Source organism: Gemmatimonadales bacterium, assembly GCA_019637315.1.
GTDB lineage: Bacteria > Gemmatimonadota > Gemmatimonadetes > Gemmatimonadales > GWC2-71-9 > SHZU01.
Window position 1 is genome coordinate 16,608 of sequence record JAHBVU010000008.1, and the last position, 14,938, is coordinate 31,545.

General features: G+C 66.2%; 15 protein-coding genes. 12 read left to right on the plus strand and 3 right to left on the minus strand.

Going from position 1 to position 14,938, the window contains the following annotated elements:
• Positions 1 to 45 precede the first annotated feature (45 nt).
• The 4 genes from KF785_09075 to KF785_09090 all read left to right on the plus strand — a co-directional run bounded on the left by KF785_09075 (position 46) and on the right by KF785_09090 (position 2,806).
• Positions 46 to 732, plus strand: coding sequence for a sigma-70 family RNA polymerase sigma factor (locus KF785_09075; protein MBX3146914.1), 687 nt, complete (start codon positions 46 to 48; stop codon positions 730 to 732).
• On the plus strand, positions 729 to 1,703 hold the full coding sequence (locus tag KF785_09080) for a serine/threonine protein kinase (protein MBX3146915.1): 975 nt from the start codon (positions 729 to 731) through the stop codon (positions 1,701 to 1,703). Before KF785_09075 ends, KF785_09080 begins: the two co-directional genes overlap by 4 nt.
• Before the next feature lie 63 nt (positions 1,704 to 1,766).
• Entirely contained in the window at positions 1,767 to 2,117 is a 351-nt protein-coding gene (locus tag KF785_09085; GenBank protein ID MBX3146916.1) for a hypothetical protein, read from the plus strand.
• A gap of 2 nt (positions 2,118 to 2,119) precedes the next feature.
• Positions 2,120 to 2,806, plus strand: a complete 687-nt coding sequence (locus KF785_09090) for a hypothetical protein (protein ID MBX3146917.1) — start codon at positions 2,120 to 2,122, stop codon at positions 2,804 to 2,806.
• A gap of 14 nt (positions 2,807 to 2,820) precedes the next feature.
• On the opposite strand, the gene KF785_09095 is transcribed toward KF785_09090, so the two are convergent.
• Positions 2,821 to 3,090: a hypothetical protein gene (locus KF785_09095; protein MBX3146918.1), complete on the minus strand. Its 270-nt coding sequence runs from the start codon at positions 3,088 to 3,090 to the stop codon at positions 2,821 to 2,823.
• A gap of 208 nt (positions 3,091 to 3,298) precedes the next feature.
• Here KF785_09095 and KF785_09100 point away from each other — a divergent pair, with 208 nt between their 5' ends.
• Complete coding sequence (locus KF785_09100; protein MBX3146919.1) at positions 3,299 to 4,591, plus strand: Zn-dependent hydrolase; 1,293 nt, start codon at positions 3,299 to 3,301, stop codon at positions 4,589 to 4,591.
• On the opposite strand, the gene KF785_09105 is transcribed toward KF785_09100, so the two are convergent.
• Positions 4,563 to 6,080, minus strand: a complete 1,518-nt coding sequence (locus KF785_09105) for a serine hydrolase (GenBank protein MBX3146920.1) — start codon at positions 6,078 to 6,080, stop codon at positions 4,563 to 4,565. The genes KF785_09100 and KF785_09105 overlap by 29 nt on opposite strands.
• Positions 6,081 to 6,305: 225 nt before the next feature.
• Between KF785_09105 and KF785_09110 the strand changes: the two genes are divergently transcribed.
• The 7 genes from KF785_09110 (at position 6,306) to KF785_09140 (ending at position 14,309) form a co-directional block, all read left to right on the plus strand.
• Positions 6,306 to 8,399 carry a lamin tail domain-containing protein gene (locus KF785_09110; GenBank protein ID MBX3146921.1) on the plus strand — a complete coding sequence of 698 codons (2,094 nt, stop codon included), beginning with the start codon at positions 6,306 to 6,308 and terminating at the stop codon, positions 8,397 to 8,399.
• Between the two features lie 151 nt (positions 8,400 to 8,550).
• Positions 8,551 to 9,711 carry a class I SAM-dependent rRNA methyltransferase gene (locus KF785_09115; protein MBX3146922.1) on the plus strand — a complete coding sequence of 387 codons (1,161 nt, stop codon included), beginning with the start codon at positions 8,551 to 8,553 and terminating at the stop codon, positions 9,709 to 9,711.
• A gap of 228 nt (positions 9,712 to 9,939) precedes the next feature.
• The gene (locus KF785_09120) at positions 9,940 to 10,725 is read left to right on the plus strand and encodes a hypothetical protein (GenBank protein MBX3146923.1); all 786 of its coding nucleotides are present in this window, start codon (positions 9,940 to 9,942) and stop codon (positions 10,723 to 10,725) included.
• A gap of 88 nt (positions 10,726 to 10,813) precedes the next feature.
• Complete coding sequence (locus KF785_09125; GenBank protein MBX3146924.1) at positions 10,814 to 10,993, plus strand: hypothetical protein; 180 nt, start codon at positions 10,814 to 10,816, stop codon at positions 10,991 to 10,993.
• 110 nt (positions 10,994 to 11,103) lie between these two features.
• Positions 11,104 to 12,147 carry an L-threonine 3-dehydrogenase gene (gene tdh, locus KF785_09130; protein MBX3146925.1) on the plus strand — a complete coding sequence of 348 codons (1,044 nt, stop codon included), beginning with the start codon at positions 11,104 to 11,106 and terminating at the stop codon, positions 12,145 to 12,147.
• Positions 12,144 to 13,343, plus strand: coding sequence for a glycine C-acetyltransferase (locus KF785_09135; protein ID MBX3146926.1), 1,200 nt, complete (start codon positions 12,144 to 12,146; stop codon positions 13,341 to 13,343). The genes tdh and KF785_09135 overlap by 4 nt, the downstream gene beginning before the upstream one ends.
• A gap of 306 nt (positions 13,344 to 13,649) precedes the next feature.
• Positions 13,650 to 14,309, plus strand: a complete 660-nt coding sequence (locus KF785_09140; protein ID MBX3146927.1) for a hypothetical protein — start codon at positions 13,650 to 13,652, stop codon at positions 14,307 to 14,309.
• Between the two features lie 54 nt (positions 14,310 to 14,363).
• Here the strand turns inward: KF785_09140 and KF785_09145 are convergent, their stop codons facing one another.
• The gene (locus KF785_09145) at positions 14,364 to 14,930 is read right to left on the minus strand and encodes a DNA-3-methyladenine glycosylase (protein ID MBX3146928.1); all 567 of its coding nucleotides are present in this window, start codon (positions 14,928 to 14,930) and stop codon (positions 14,364 to 14,366) included.
• Between the last annotated feature and the right edge of the window lie 8 nt (positions 14,931 to 14,938).

Genomic DNA, 14,938 nt, shown 5'->3' on the forward strand with positions numbered 1-14,938 from the left:
GCCCTGATGGCCGGCCCTCCGCGGAACGCACCTGCGCGCTTTCCGATGACGCGACGCTCGATTCTCGTGCGACTCCGCGACGGGAACGACGCCGATCGTTCCGAAGCCTTCCGGGTGCTGACCGCCGGATACTGGCAGCCCATCTCCACCTACATTCGCCTCGCCCATCGACGGGATCCCGATGCCGCCGACGACCTGACCCAGAGCTTTTTCGGGGCGGCCTGGATCAAGTCCTTCTTCTCGAGTTACGACCCCGAGCGAGCCCGGTTTCGCACCTTTCTCCGACTCTGTGTCGATCGCTTCGTGTTGCGCCAGGCCGCGGCCGAGCGCACTCTGAAACGGGGCGGCGAAACTATCCTCACCTCGCTCGAGGCGGGCAACGAGCATCCCGATCCGGCCGACCCGATCGATCAGGACGTACGGTTTCACCAGGAGTTCGTGCGCAACCTGTTCACCCGGTCGGTCGACCGCTTGCAGCGGGAACTCGAGGGCCGCGGCAAGCACGTCACCTTCGCCCTCTTCGATCGCTACGATCTCGACTCGGCGGCCGATGCCAGCTACGCATCACTCGCGGCGGAGTTCGGGTTGTCGGAATCGACGGTTACCAACCAGCTCCATGCCGCGCGACGCCGCTTTCGCGAGATCGTACTCGATGACCTGCGGGAACTGGCCGTCACCGAGGAGGAGTTCCGGGTCGACGCAGCGCAGATCCTCGGAATCGAGGCGCCATGAACCCGCTGTCGGACGCCGCGGTTGCGCGCCTCGGTGCGGTGCTTGCCGGGCAGGATGGGGTCGGACGCTACACGCTGCATGAGGTGCTGGGCCAGGGCGGTATGGGCGTGGTCTACCGCGGCACGGACCAACTGCTCGAACGGGAGGTCGCCATCAAGGTTGCCCGAGGCCCGACCGGACCGGGCAGCGCGGCATTGATCGAGCGGCTGCGTACCGAGGGGCGGGTACTCGCGCGTCTCGAGCACCCGGGAATCGTCCCGATTCATGATGCCGGCGTGCTTCCGGATGGTCGGCCGTTCTACGTGATGAAGCGGGTCGAGGGCGTGACCCTCGATCGCGCCGGCACCGAGGCGATGGAACTCGACCGCAAGCTTGGCATTCTCGAACGGGTGGCTCAGGCGGTCGGCTTTGCGCACCAGCGAGGTATCGTGCATCGCGACCTCAAGCCCGAGAACATCATGGTCGGGAGCTTTGGGGAGGTGCTGGTGCTCGATTGGGGCGTGGCCAGGCTGCTCGCCACGACCGATCCTGCCCCCGACGCCGAGCGAGCCACGGACCCGAGTACCGTGCTCGGCACCCCGGGGTTCATGGCGCCGGAGCAGGCCGCCGGGAGCGCGGCGACCGCGGATCGAACCGCCGATGTCTACGCGCTGGGTCGCCTGCTCGTGTACCTGATGGCAGACCATCCCGACGACCGCGACGCATCCGAATCCCGCGGGCGATCGGGGTGGCCCCGGCGACTGGCCGCCATCGCCCGACGCTGCCTGGCCTCCGACCCGCTCGACCGGTACCCGGACGCTGGCGCCGTGTCGGACGAGATCGCACGTTTCAGGGCAGGCGGAGCCGTAGCCGCGTACCGGGAAGGCCTCCTGGACCGGGTGGGGCGCTGGGTGGTTCGCTACCGAACCCCGATTCTACTCGTCCTGGCGTACCTCCTGATGCGGATCCTGATCGCCCTCTGGCCCCGCTAAAGGATTCACCGGGAAACCGTAATAGAACAGCAGAGGTCCCTACTCTTTCACGGAGCGGTCGCGATGAAGAAGCCGGTGGTGGGCTTGCTGTTGGGCGGAATCCTGGGCGTGTTCGATGGGCTGTCTGCACTGGTCTCGGCACCCGAGACCGCACCCGACATCGTTGGGATCGTGATCGGGTCGACCTTCAAGGGCTTACTCGCCGGCGTCCTGATCGGCTGGTTTGCCAAGAAGGTCGATTCTCTACCGGCAGGGATCCTTTTCGGATTGACGATCGGGGCCGCGCTGGCCTGGCTGGTCGCCTACCTCGGCGGTGGTCTCTACTACCTCGAGATCATCCTGCCGGGCAGCATTCTTGGCATCATCGTCGGTTACGCGACCCAGAAGTACGGACATCGGACCGAGGCGGCCTGACCATGCGCCGAACCCGTTGTCGAGGTGCCCTGCTCACCTGGAGCTTCCTGCTCGGCGTCGCCGGCCCGGCAGCGATCGATGCGCAGGAACCTTCACTGCCCCCTGGCTGGCGGGCGATAACCGACTCACCCGGCCGGTTCGTACCTCCGGGAGTCGAGCCGAACCTCGGGGAGGCCTGGAACTTCACGCGGATGCCGCCAGGCTGGCACATCACCAGCGGCCCCGGAATGATTCTGTTCGATCCGGCAATCGCGGCCACCGGTCGCTTTCAGATCGAAACGGACCTGTTCCTGTTTCCGGACCCCTCCGATCAGCCCGTCGGTCTCTTCATTGCCGGCAACGACCTCGATGATCCTGCTCGCGCGGCTTGGCTGGCCCTGGTCGTCAAACGAGATGGAACGGCTGGCGTGATCCAGCGGCTCGGTCCGAAGGAAGAGCTGCTGGTTCCCTATCGCCGGATCGACAGCCTGGCGCCTCACCCGGGCAAGGACTCACAGCGGATCCTGCTGACGGTCGACGCCGAGGGGGACAGTCTTCGATTTTCCGTCAACCGGGCACGGGTGGGCGCGGTGGGTCGATCGCAGCTTTCGCCCGAGGGACAATTCGGGTTCAGAATCGGTCGCGGCCTCAACCTGCATGTGATTCGCCTCGACCACACTCGCCGCATCGCGCCCGCCCGGGTTCGTTAGGCGTTGAGTTCAAATCACCCCTGACGGGCCCGATCTCGAATCTCGGCCACGGCAAGGCCAGCGAGCGTCGATATCAGGACTACGCCAGCCAGCTTGGCGCCGCGAGACCAGCGTGATCCGAGCGCGAGTCGTTGGACGTTGCGGTTCAGATCCACGACGATCGCGACACCGGCCGCCGCGAGGCCAGCCTTGGCGCCGGCAATCAGGGCAGAGGCGGCGAGACCACCAGCGTCGTCCCGGACACGCCGAGCGGTTTGCTTGATCGAACGAGAGAGTTTGGCCATCGAGTCCTCGATCCGTTGCGTGCAGCTGCTACTCGAGAGACGCTCGCCAGGCCTGGCTGGTGCACCTGCCAGGTCAGCCCCTCTTCGAGGACGAGCGTCCGGTGCGCGCTCGACCTGGCACCGTGCGGCGCCGGCACCTGGCATCCCGGAGGCCGCTGCGGCACTTTCCAGCGTCAGCCCGACACCACCTCCCAACGGTCCGGTCCCCATGAAGCGACGTCACTTCATTCGATCCGCTTCGGCACTGGCAGCCGCGCCCCTCCTCCGGTTCCGGCCCAGGCAGGAGCCACGGCACGTCAACGGCGCCCGGCTCAACGGCTGGCTCGAGCGATTCGACAGCGTCGGCCGGACTGCCGGCGGCATCAATCGCGTTGCCTACTCCGAAGCGGATCTCGCTGGCCGCCAGTTTGCCCTGAGTCTGCTTCGCGAGGCAGAGCTTGCGCCTCGCATCGACGCCGCCGGAAACATCCTGGCCCGGGTCCCTGGCGCCGATCCGTCGCTGCCCCCCATCGTGATCGGCTCGCACATCGATTCGGTCACCGACGGCGGCAACTTCGATGGTCCGGTCGGCTCGTTTGCCGGTATCGAGATCGCCCGCTCGCTGCGGGAACAGGCCATCCGGCTCCGGCACCCGCTCGAGGTCGCGATCTGGGCCAACGAGGAGGGCGGCGTGATCGGCAGTAAGCTGGCCATTGGCGATCGGGCGAATGTCGACCTCGACAGCGTGGCGCGCTCCGGCCGAAGCATTCGTGAGGGCATCGGTCTGATCGGCGGCAACCTGGCGCGGCTCGACGACGAGGTCCGCCCCAAAGGCAGCGCCCGCTGCTACCTGGAACTGCACATCGAACAGGGCGGTCTGCTCGAGCAGGCAGGGCTGTCGATCGGCGTCGTTCAGGGCATCGTCGGCTTGCGATGGTTCGAGGTGACGATCGAGGGATTTGCCAACCACGCGGGCACCACCCCGATGGATCGGCGCCAGGATGCCATGCTGGCCGCGGCTCAGTTCACGGTGGCGGTCAACCAGGCTGTGCGCAGCGAGCCAGGGCGTCAGGTCGCGACCGTCGGCCGCCTGGTGCCGAACCCGAACATGACGAACGTGGTTCCCGGCCGGGTCACCCTGACCGTCGATCTGCGCGATCTCGACCCCGACAAGCTGACTCGATTCACCCGGACCTTCGAACGCCTGGGCCGAGAGATCGGGCAGGCGACCGGGACCACGTTTTCGTTCCAGGAGACCGTCAACAGCAATCCCGCCCTCGCCGACCCTGATGTGATGAACACGATCGAGGCCAGCGCCGCGCGACTGGGCCTGAGCCGTCAGCGGATGCCGAGCGGTGCCGGGCACGATGCGCAGGAACTGGCCCGCATCGCTCCGATGGGAATGATTTTCGTGCCGAGCGTGGGCGGGATCAGCCATTCGCCCCGGGAGTTCACCCGCGCGGAGGATGTGACGCGCGGGGCCAACGTCCTGTTCAACGCGGTGCTGGCGCTGGACCGCTGACCGGCACCGCTTCCATCAGCATCGTCATGGCGCGACCCAGAGCCTGGCTTCCCTCGCGGGCTCCTTTGTACTTACCCAGGCGCACGATCACCAGATCGTGCGAAGGCACGATGTAGGCGTACTGCCCTCCCGCGCCCTGCATCGAATAGGCGTCTCTGGGCAGCGGCTGCGCACCGTCGCCGTTGACCCAAAAGAAACCGCCGCCGTACACCGGTCGGCCATCGGCCTCCCAGGCCGGGGCAACAGTGCGCACGTGCGCAGCGTAGCCCTCGGGAAGAATCCGCTCGCCGTTCCAGACGCCATCCTGGAGATACAAGTTCGCCAGCCGGGCCCAGTCGCGCGCTGCGACGAGCTCGTAGCCCTGCGTCAGGAAGTTCCCCTTCGGGTCGGTTTCCATCACGGCGTTGCGAATACCGATCTTGTCGAAGAGCTGTCGCTGCGGAAAGGCGTGATAGTTCTCGCCGCGCCCCTCGACCGCCAGACGGACCAGATAGCCAGCCAGCGCGGGATCCGTATTGCGGTACCGTCCGACCGTGTTCGGCTTCCACTGCTGCGGTCGGCTCGAAGCCCAGGCAAAGGCGTCAGGTCCGGTATAGAGATAGAGATGGTCGGGGTACCCGAGCGACGGATCGTACCCGGGATCCTGCGGCGCACGAAGGCGGATGCCACTCGACATCCGCATGATGTCGACGATCCGAATTTCCTTGCGCGCATCACCCTCACCCTGCCACTCCGGAATCGGGGCGGGCTGATCGAGTCGATACACGCCCTGCTGAATCAGCACCGCAATCAGGCTGCCGGTCAGGCTCTTGCCCATCGACCAGCTCTCGAGCGGCGTCGTCGGGCCAATCCCGGCCGCGTAACGCTCGGCAATGATGCGGCCCTTGTGCGTCACCAGAAACGCCAGGGTCATGGCATCGGGGGGGCCGAACCCCGCCTCGAGCGCGGCTGCTACCTTGGCAGAATCGAGCTCGGCCGGCCAGGGGGCGGAGACGATGCGATCACCCATCGGCCACGGCGTCGTGGCTGCATCGGGCAGGTTAGGCCGCACCACCGATGGCGTGAACTCGATCGAGTCCGCACCAAGCGAATGGGTGATACAGCCCTGACTCCCGTATCGCTTGGCCACCCGGGTCACGCCGGAGGCCAGCCGGAGCCGCACCGTCTGGCTGGCGCGATCGACCACCGTATCGACAACGTGAACCCGCTCGGCCTTGGGGCCCGTGAAGTAGCCGACCGTTTCAGCGGCGTCGGCCGGATCCAAGCCCGTGATGAACACGGCCGAGCAAAGCGTCTTGGCAAAGCCGGAGGTGTGATGCACCAGCGGATCGCCCGGAGGCGCCTCCCAGGTACCGGGCAACGCCAACGAGTCGCCGCGGGCAATGACTCGGGCCAGCGGATCCGCCGTGAGCTGGTCCGGGGCAGGCTTGGCGGAGGAACAGCCGAGAACCGCAACCGAAAACAGTACCGCTGCGCAACGACGTCGCATGCGCCATTCCTCAGTGTGACGTGACGGAGAGTGTGCCCGGAGAATATCCCAACGGACTCGACCGCGCCACATCACCGTGAATTCTCGTCACGACCCGGCGGATACCGTCCTGTGACCGTCCCGTCAATCGGCCGTCGCGCGTCAAGGCAAGCTTCCTCCCGCATCCGACCTGGGTCGTTGCCCGCGGCGGAAGCCCATCGAACTCTCACCAACCGGAGCTTGCCTGTGAACGCTCACCACCGTGTTCGCTTCGCGCGTCACGCCGTCCTGGCCCTGGCGACCATCAGCGTCGCCGCCTGCCAGGACCTGATCCCAACCGATCCGCCACCGCCGCCCCCGTCCCTCGCGACCATCGGCGTCACGCTGCCCGTGTCCTCCCTCGCCCTCGGCGAGACGGCCAGCGCCAGCGCAAGCGGCGTCGACCAGAAAGGGAATCCCTATCCGCTCGACGGCGTGACCTGGTCCTCGTCGGCGCCCACAATCGCCAGCGTGAGTGCGACCGGCATGGTGACGGGTGTAGCGCCCGGTACGGCCAACATCGTGGCAAGCTCAGCCGGCAAATCGGGCCAGCGAACCGTTACGGTCTCGACACCCCCGGCCATCGTGATCAACGAAGTCGAATCGAACGGCGGCACTCCGGGCGACTGGATCGAACTCTTCAACCCGACCGGCGCCGCGATCGACCTCTCGGGCTGGATCGTTCGCGACAACGACGATACCCGCCGAGCCGTGATTCCCGCCAACACGATCGTTGCAGCCGGCGGATACTACATCGTCGAAGAGGCACTGCTCGGCTTCGGTCTGGGGGCCTCCGATGCGGTCCGACTGTACAACCCATTCGAGGTACTGATCACGTCCTATGTGTGGACCGCACATGCGGCCACCACCTACGGCCGCTGCCCCAACGGCACCGGCGAGTTCACCACCACGACGAGTTCCACCAAGGGCGCAGCCAACGACTGCAGCATCGCCGTGCGTATCAACGAGATCGAATCCAGCGGCGGCACTCCGGGCGACTGGGTCGAGCTGATCAACGCAGGTCCAAGGGTTGCAGACCTGTCGGGCTACATCGTCCGCGACAACGACGACAGCCACACCTACACGATCCCGGCGGGAACCACCCTTGCGCCAGGCGCGTTTCTCATAATCGAGGAAGCCGCCCTCAACTACGGCCTGGGCGGTGCCGACGCGGTGCGCCTCTTCTCACCAAGCGGAGCACTGGTCGATTCGTACAGCTGGACCACCCACGCGCCGGTCACCTACGGTCGCTGCCCGGACGGCACCGGCGCATTCGCGGCAACCACCGCGTCGACGAAAGGCTCAGCCAACGTCTGCGGCGCCAGCTCCGGCCCAACCGCCAATCCGTGGCCCGGATCAAACACCGTGACGGTCGCTGACAGCCCCAACACGTTCAACGGAAATCTGAGCGGGCTGGTCTACGAGTCGACCACCAGCGGTCCCGTTCTCTGGGCGGCACGCAATGGTCCGGGCGCCATCTTCCGGCTGGTCTGGAACGGCACGATCTGGAGGCCCGACTCCACCAACGGCTGGGGTGCAGGCAAAGCAGTCCGCTACCCCGACGGCACCGGCGATCCCGACGCCGAGGGCATCACCATCGGCGCAGCCGGCTCGGCAGACGGGCTCTACATTGCAACCGAGCGGAACAACCAGACCAGTTCGGTGAGCCGGAACACGATCCTCCGTTTCGATGCCCAACAGGCCGGCGCCACCCTGACAGCTACGCACGCCTGGGACCTGACTGCCGATCTGCCGGCTGTGGGACCCAATCTGGGGCTCGAAGCCATTACCTGGGTTCCGGACTCGTTCCTGGTCAACCGCGGTTTCTTCGACGAAGCCGCCGGCCGCACTTACAACCCGGCCGACTACCCCAATCACGGCACCGGACTCTTCTTTGTCGGGATCGAGGCCAACGGCGGGATCTACGCCTACGCGCTCGATCACGCCACCGGCGGGTTTACCCGCGTCGCGACCATCGTCAGCGGCTTCGTCGGGGTGATGGACCTGAGCTTCGACCGCGAACTGGGCTACCTCTGGGCCGTCTGCGACGACGGCTGCCAGGGTCGCACCGCGACACTCGAGATCGACGGCCAGGCGGGATCGGCCTCGCTCGGTCGCTTCGTGGTGACGCACCGCTTCGAGCGGCCGAGCACCATGCCGAACCTGAACAACGAAGGGTTCGGCATCGCGGCGCAGGCCGCCTGCGTGGCCGGGCAGAAGCCGGTCTTCTGGGCCGACGACTCGGAGACCGGCGGCCATGCGATTCGTGCGGCATCCCTGCCGTGCGCCCGCTTCCCCTGACCACTTGAGTCACCTGCCGGGCGACCGATGATCATCGGTCGCTCGGTAGCCGTTTCTGCCCGCACCGTGTCGCGACTGTCTGCTGGTCCTGGCGGTCGGTGACTCACCGGGCCCGGATCACGCCCCGGGCAACCCCGCTAGATTTCGACCGATGTCGAACGAAATTCGCGTCAGCCAGCGCGGCGCGCTTCGCTGGGCCCGCCAGCATCCCTGGATCTTTGCCAGCGATGTGATCCGGGAAGAAGGCCCTCCCGGCATCGTCGTCGTCTCCGATCAGCGCGGCAAGCGGCTCGGCATTGCGCTCTACTCTCCCCGATCGGAGATTCGCCTGCGCCTGCTCGACCGCCGCGCCGATGCGACGATCGACGCTGACTGGTGGACCGCCCGCATCCGCGATGCGCACCAGCGGCGAAGCGGTATCGATGCTACGGCTTACCGCGTCGTCCACGGCGAGGGTGACGGCCTCCCGTCCTTGATCATCGACCGCTACGACCGTTGGATCGCCGCCCAGCTGCTGAGCGCCGGCCTCGAAACCTGCCGCGCGGACATCCTGACCGCGATCGACCGAGTCCTCAACCCAGCTGGCATTCTGCTCCGTAACGACGCCCCCGTCCGGCGACACGAGGGACTGGCCGAAGAGATCGAGGTTGCCGCGGGCGAGGTGCCCGAAGAGGTTGAGGTCCGCGAAGGGCCGATTGGTTACCTGGTCCCGCTTCGAACCGGTCAGAAAACCGGGGCATTCCTCGATCAGCGGAGCAATCGGATGCGGGCCGCGGCCGCGATGCCCGATGGCGGCACCGGCCTCGATTGCTTCAGCTATCACGGATCCTTCGCGCTGCACCTTGCCCGCCGAGCGAGCCGGGTGGTTGCCCTCGACGTGAGTGGCGAAGCGCTGGCGCGGGGGCGACGCAACGCTGAGTTGAACGGCTTTGGCAATCTCGAGTGGCGCGAAGCGGATGTCTTCGACGCGCTGCGTGAAATGGACCGAGCCCGAGAGCGCTTCGACGTTGTCGTGGTCGACCCCCCCGCCTTCGCCAAATCGAAGGCGTCGATTCCCAAGGCCCTGCGCGGCTACAAAGACATCAACCTGCATGCGATGCGGCTGGTCCGACCGGGGGGCACGCTGATATCCGCATCCTGCTCCTTTCATGTCCGCTGGCCGGACTTCCTGACCATGGTCGGTGACGCGGCGGCCGACAGCGGGCGCCGGGTTACCATGCTGGACCACCTGCCCCAGCCGGTCGATCACCCCGAGATCGTCACTGTTCCCGAGACGGGGTATCTCAAGGGCGTGGTGCTGCGGATCGACTGAGCCCCCGCCGGCTTCGGACTCTGTTCGGGACCACCGAGACCCTCCGGCGAGGGAACAGCGCGCTACCCAAGCTCCCCTCTCGCATGCGTTGGCGCCGCGTTGCTATATTGCGAGGCCGGACTCCTCACTACCGTGCTGACTGCTACGCAACTTGAAGCCCAGACGCAGTCCCCTCCGAAGCGGATCCGTTCTCTGCCGTCTTTGGAGCAGCAGTATCGCGCCTATCTCATGCAACGGATCGAGGATTACAAGGACTCGCTGACCCGCGAGGACCTGTTGCGTCTGGGCGATGTGGCCGCGCGGGAACTCCAGGGTGGCGCCGACGACCAGTTCGTGCTGACCGAGATGCTGATGCAGGAAACGGTCGACCAGCAGATCATCAAGCGGCTCAACCTCCCGACCTTCCGGAAGTGGCGCTCCAAGATTCTGCCGCTCCGAGAAGCCCAGCGGAGCCCGACTCGCTGGGGCATCCGCACCACCGATCCGGTCTCGCAGGTGCTGCCTCGCCTCGAACCGGGCGACCGGATCCTGGTTGTTGGCGGTGGCGCCGAGCACGCTGCCTACCTGCTGGCGGCTCACGACACCGAGATCAAGTGCCTCGTCGGCGACACCAGCGCCGCGGATCGCATCGAGGGGAAACTGGCCTCGGAATCCCTGAGCGGGCAGTGCTGCGTCTATGTCCTGAAGCTGGGCGGCGGCTGGCTCCCGGCCGATGTGACCGGCCCGTTCCACTTGGTCGTGATGGACGCGGCCGCCGTGGCGCCCTTGCCCCGAGAGCAGCAGCGCACGCTGATCCTGCAGGCGCAACAGCGGACGGCGCCCGATGGCCTGCACGCCCTGGTCAGTTCCGACGCCGACATCGCCCCGGAAGGGTATCTGAGCCACTACCCCGACTGGCAGCGCATCGTTCCCGCCGGCGATCCCGTGACCAAAACCTCCGGTCAGGGGCTCCGCGGCCTCCTGTTGAGCGGCCCCCCGGTACCCCCGGCAACCAGCCTGACCTCGATCCGCTGACCCCTGTTGTCGACCCGGTGTGTCACACCAGCGGTCGAACACGTCTCCTTGGTTAGAACGGCTCCGCGAGCCCAGCCAGGAGGCAGCTATGTTCACCTCGCAGTCCTACTCGATCCATCCGGTCGCCATCGCCTGGCATCCCTCGGCGTCGCGCACGGAAGGGCGGTTGGACGGTGCCTCCCGGGTCGACGTCATCATGCTTCGTCGTCGGGTCTACGATGAATCATGGCGATCGAGGCCAATCGGCCCCGACGGCGACGACGACTGAAGCTGAAGCTCCCTGCGGGGCGGACCGGAAAACCGGCTCCGCCCCGCGGCGCGTCTTACCCCGGTCTCGCATCGCGACTATCTTGACCGCGGTTTTCTCCTACGAGCTCCATGCGCGCCATCGTCAAAACAACTCGAGGGGTCGGTATGACCCTCGAAGACGTACCGATTCCCTCCTACGGCCCTTCCGACGTTCTCATCAAAGTCCACGCCGCCGGTGTCTGCGGCACCGACCTCCATATCTGGGAATGGGATCGCTGGGCCAGTAGCCGGATGCACCCGCCCGTCACCATCGGCCACGAGTTCGCGGGCGAGATTGCCGCTATCGGCGACGAGGCCGCCAAAGCCGGGATCTTCTCGGTAGGACAGCTCGTGACCGCCGAGGGTCATATCGTCTGCGGCGTTTGCCTCCAGTGCCGCACCGGTGCAGGCCATCTCTGCAAGGCAACCAAGATCATCGGGGTCGATCGGGATGGCGCCTTTGCAGACTACATCAGCATGCCGGCGAGCAACATCGTCCCCCTCGATGGCATCCCGGTCGAGACCGGCGCCAGCATGGATGCGGTCGGCAACGGCGTCCACACCGTCTTCGAGGGAGTCGAGGTGCCCGGAGCAACCGTGCTGGTCATTGGATGCGGACCAATCGGATGCTTTGCCGCGGGAGTGGCCCGCGCCGCCGGCGCGTCGCTCGTGATCGCGAGCGACTTCAATGACGTCCGGCTCGACCTGGCCAAGCGAATGGGCGCCCACCTGACGCTCAATCCCGGCCGCGACGATGTCGATGCCAGAATCCTCGAAGCAACCGGCGGCATCGGCGTCGATCTCGTCTGCGAGATGAGCGGCCACCCGGCCGGTCATGCCCAAGCCTTCCGCTCGGCCCGCCTCGGCGGCCGGGTCAACATCCTTGGCACGCCAAGCAAGAGCACCGAAGTCGACTTTGCGCACGAGATCATCTTCCGGGGGCTGACGGTCTACGGTGTGACGGGTCGCAAGATGTACGGTACCTGGAATACCATGGCGCGCCTGATCCGCAGCGGCCAGTTCGACCCGCGACCCGTGATTACCCATCGCTTCCCGCTCGAACAGATTGCCGACGCCATTGCCGTCATCAAAGAGGGTCAGGCCGGCAAAGTGATCTTGGAGATTGCCTCATGACCAACCTGCTGGATCAACGACTCGGTGCCCAGCTCGAGCAGTTCCGCCGAGACGGCATCTACAAGCGGCTCAACTACCTGGACAGCCCTCAGGCCGCCCGGGTCGTCATGGAAGGCCGAGGCGAGGTCATCATTCTCTCGTCGAACAACTATCTCGGACTCTGCAACGAGCCCGCAGTGGTTGAAGCAGGCAAGGCCGCGTTCGACAAGTTCGGCGCCGGCTCCGCCTCGGTCCGTTTCATTTGCGGCACGCTGACCATCCACCGCGAGCTCGAGACTGCGCTCGCTCGCCTGGTAGGCACGCCGTCGTCGCTCTCGTTCATGAGCTGCTGGAACGCGAACGAGGCCTTTCCCGGCACCTTGCTGACCGAAGACGACCTGGTCCTGAGCGACCAGCTCAACCATGCGTCGATCATCGACGGGCTCCGGCTCGCCAAAGCGATCACCAAGTGCCAGACCGGGGTGTACAATCACAACGACATGGCCGACCTCGATGCCAAGCTATCGGCAGCCAAGGATCGCAAGGTCAAGATGGTGGTGACCGACGGTGTCTTCTCGATGGAAGGCAGCATCGTCAACCTCCCGGACCTGCTCACCGTCTGCCGCAAGCACGGCGCGATCGTAGTGATGGACGACAGTCACTCGACCGGCGTTCTGGGCAAAACCGGTCGCGGTACCGCCGAGCATTTCGGCCTGGTCGGTGAGGTCGACATCATCACTACCACGCTGGGCAAGGCGCTCTCGGGCGGTGCGGGCGGATTCGTGGCCGGGTCTCATGAGGTGACCGACTACCTGATCCAGCGGGCCCGACCGCAGCTCTTCACCAACGCGTTGCCGGCCCCGGTTGCGGCGGCCGGCCTCGCTGCGATCGAGCACCTCGAGGCCCACCCAGAGCTGGCCACCCGCCTGCAGGACAACTCCCGCTACTTCCGGAGCGCGCTCCAGGACCTTGGCTTCGAGCCGCTCGACGGCGAGACCCCGATCATCCCCGTCATCATCGGAGAGACAGCGGCCGCGATCCGGATGAGCGAGTTGCTCCTCGATGAGGGCGTCTTCGTAACCGGGTTCGGCTACCCGGTGGTCCCCCAGGGAACGGCCCGGGTCCGCTGCCAGATTTCGGCCGCCCATACCCAGGAGGACCTGGACGAGGCTCTCAGGGCCTTTTCCAAGGTCGGCAAGCGGCTCAACCTGATCTGAGCCACCCATGGCGGAACGCGAGAGGCCCTCTCGCGTTCCCCACGAACCCTCGAAAAAGCCGGTCCGTCCGCAGAATCCCGGTGCAGCCTCCCGGAAGCCCACCAAAAGCACTACACTCCTGCACAACCAGAAACAAACGCTGTATCTCCTTTAAAAACAATATCATACGACACAGAAACCTCCAGCGTCAACTGTTCAAGAATTGACACCTCGCCGCTAAGGAGTGCAGTGAATGGCCTGAGCACGGCCTTTGCCACAGACTCCCGATGTCTCATACCCTATCGCAAAGAGGCAGGGAGGCCGTTGATGCGTCCTGTTCAAGTCCTTGGTGCGGCCTTCGCGGGCCTGCTCGTCCTGTCGGCGCCGGCTTCGGCACAGCGCGACGACTCATTCAGGTGGTATATCGGTGGCCAGGGCGGGGTGCTCGGCTTCGAAACCCCGATCCAGACCCGCTCGTGGTCGCCCTCCGTGGGCGGGCACCTGCTGATCGTGGCCAAGCGGTCCGGGCTGATCCTTTCAGTCGACGAAGCGCTCGGCGAGTCGGAGACATCCGGCTTTGGCCAGGCGGTGGCCAACAACGGGGTCCGCGAGGTGTCCTTTGACCGGATCCGGAAATACTCGGCGGTCCTGACGGCCTTCCCGGTGCAGGGCAACACCCAGCCGTATGTCGGTCTCGGCTTTGGCCTGGTTCAGGTCGTCGACCCGCAGCCACTGGGCTTCTTCACGTCGCCGCAGCATGCCGCCGTAACCAAGGCCGACGCGGACGAACGATCGACCAGCGGCTTCCTCGCCGCGGTGCTCGGCGTCCAGACCCAGTTGGATCGGCTGGTCATCTTCGGCCAGTATCAGCTCCACAGCGCGCCGGCCGCGGGCAAGTTGCTCCGCGGCTCTGGCCACTCGGTCACCGGTGGGATCCGGATTTCGCTTGGTAATGCGAAAGAGGGCATCAAGGGCGGCGGTTACTGAGCCTGCGACTGAAGGGTATCGAACGGGGCGGCCTCCATGGCCGCCCCGTTTGCGTTAGGCACCCCGCCCCGCCACGAACCGAAGGGGCCAGTCCGCGGCGCGGGTAATCCCGATTCGGGGCGTCACCTGCACCTCCGTCACCAGCGTGCGGGCCGGGTAGATCCGGGCACCAGACGTACGCATCAACTGGCCATCGAGCGTGCGATCGATGCCGAGCGCCTGACAGAGCTTGCCGGGGCCGTTGCTCAGCTGCCTTGCAGCAACCGCGCCCCGGCGTCGTGAGGCGCCCTCGAGCCCCTCGACGATTCGCACCGAGCGCAGCAGCACCGCCGCTCCGCTCGCCGGCGCTCCCGTCACCAGGTTGGCGCACCAATGAATTCCGTAGCTCCGATAGACGTACCAATGGCCGGGAGGTGAGTAGATCCCTTCGTTCCCGGCGTGGCGGCGTCCGCGGTATGCGTGTGAGGCGGGATCGTCCAGGCCGAGGTAGGCCTCGGTCTCGGTAATGACGGCGCGAACGACGTGGCGGTCAACTTCCGTCACGAGTTCGGCGCCCAGGAGCTCGCGAGCCACCAGGGCGGCATCTCGAATGAAGAAGCTGTCGGGGAGCGGGATGCTCAACCTTGGCG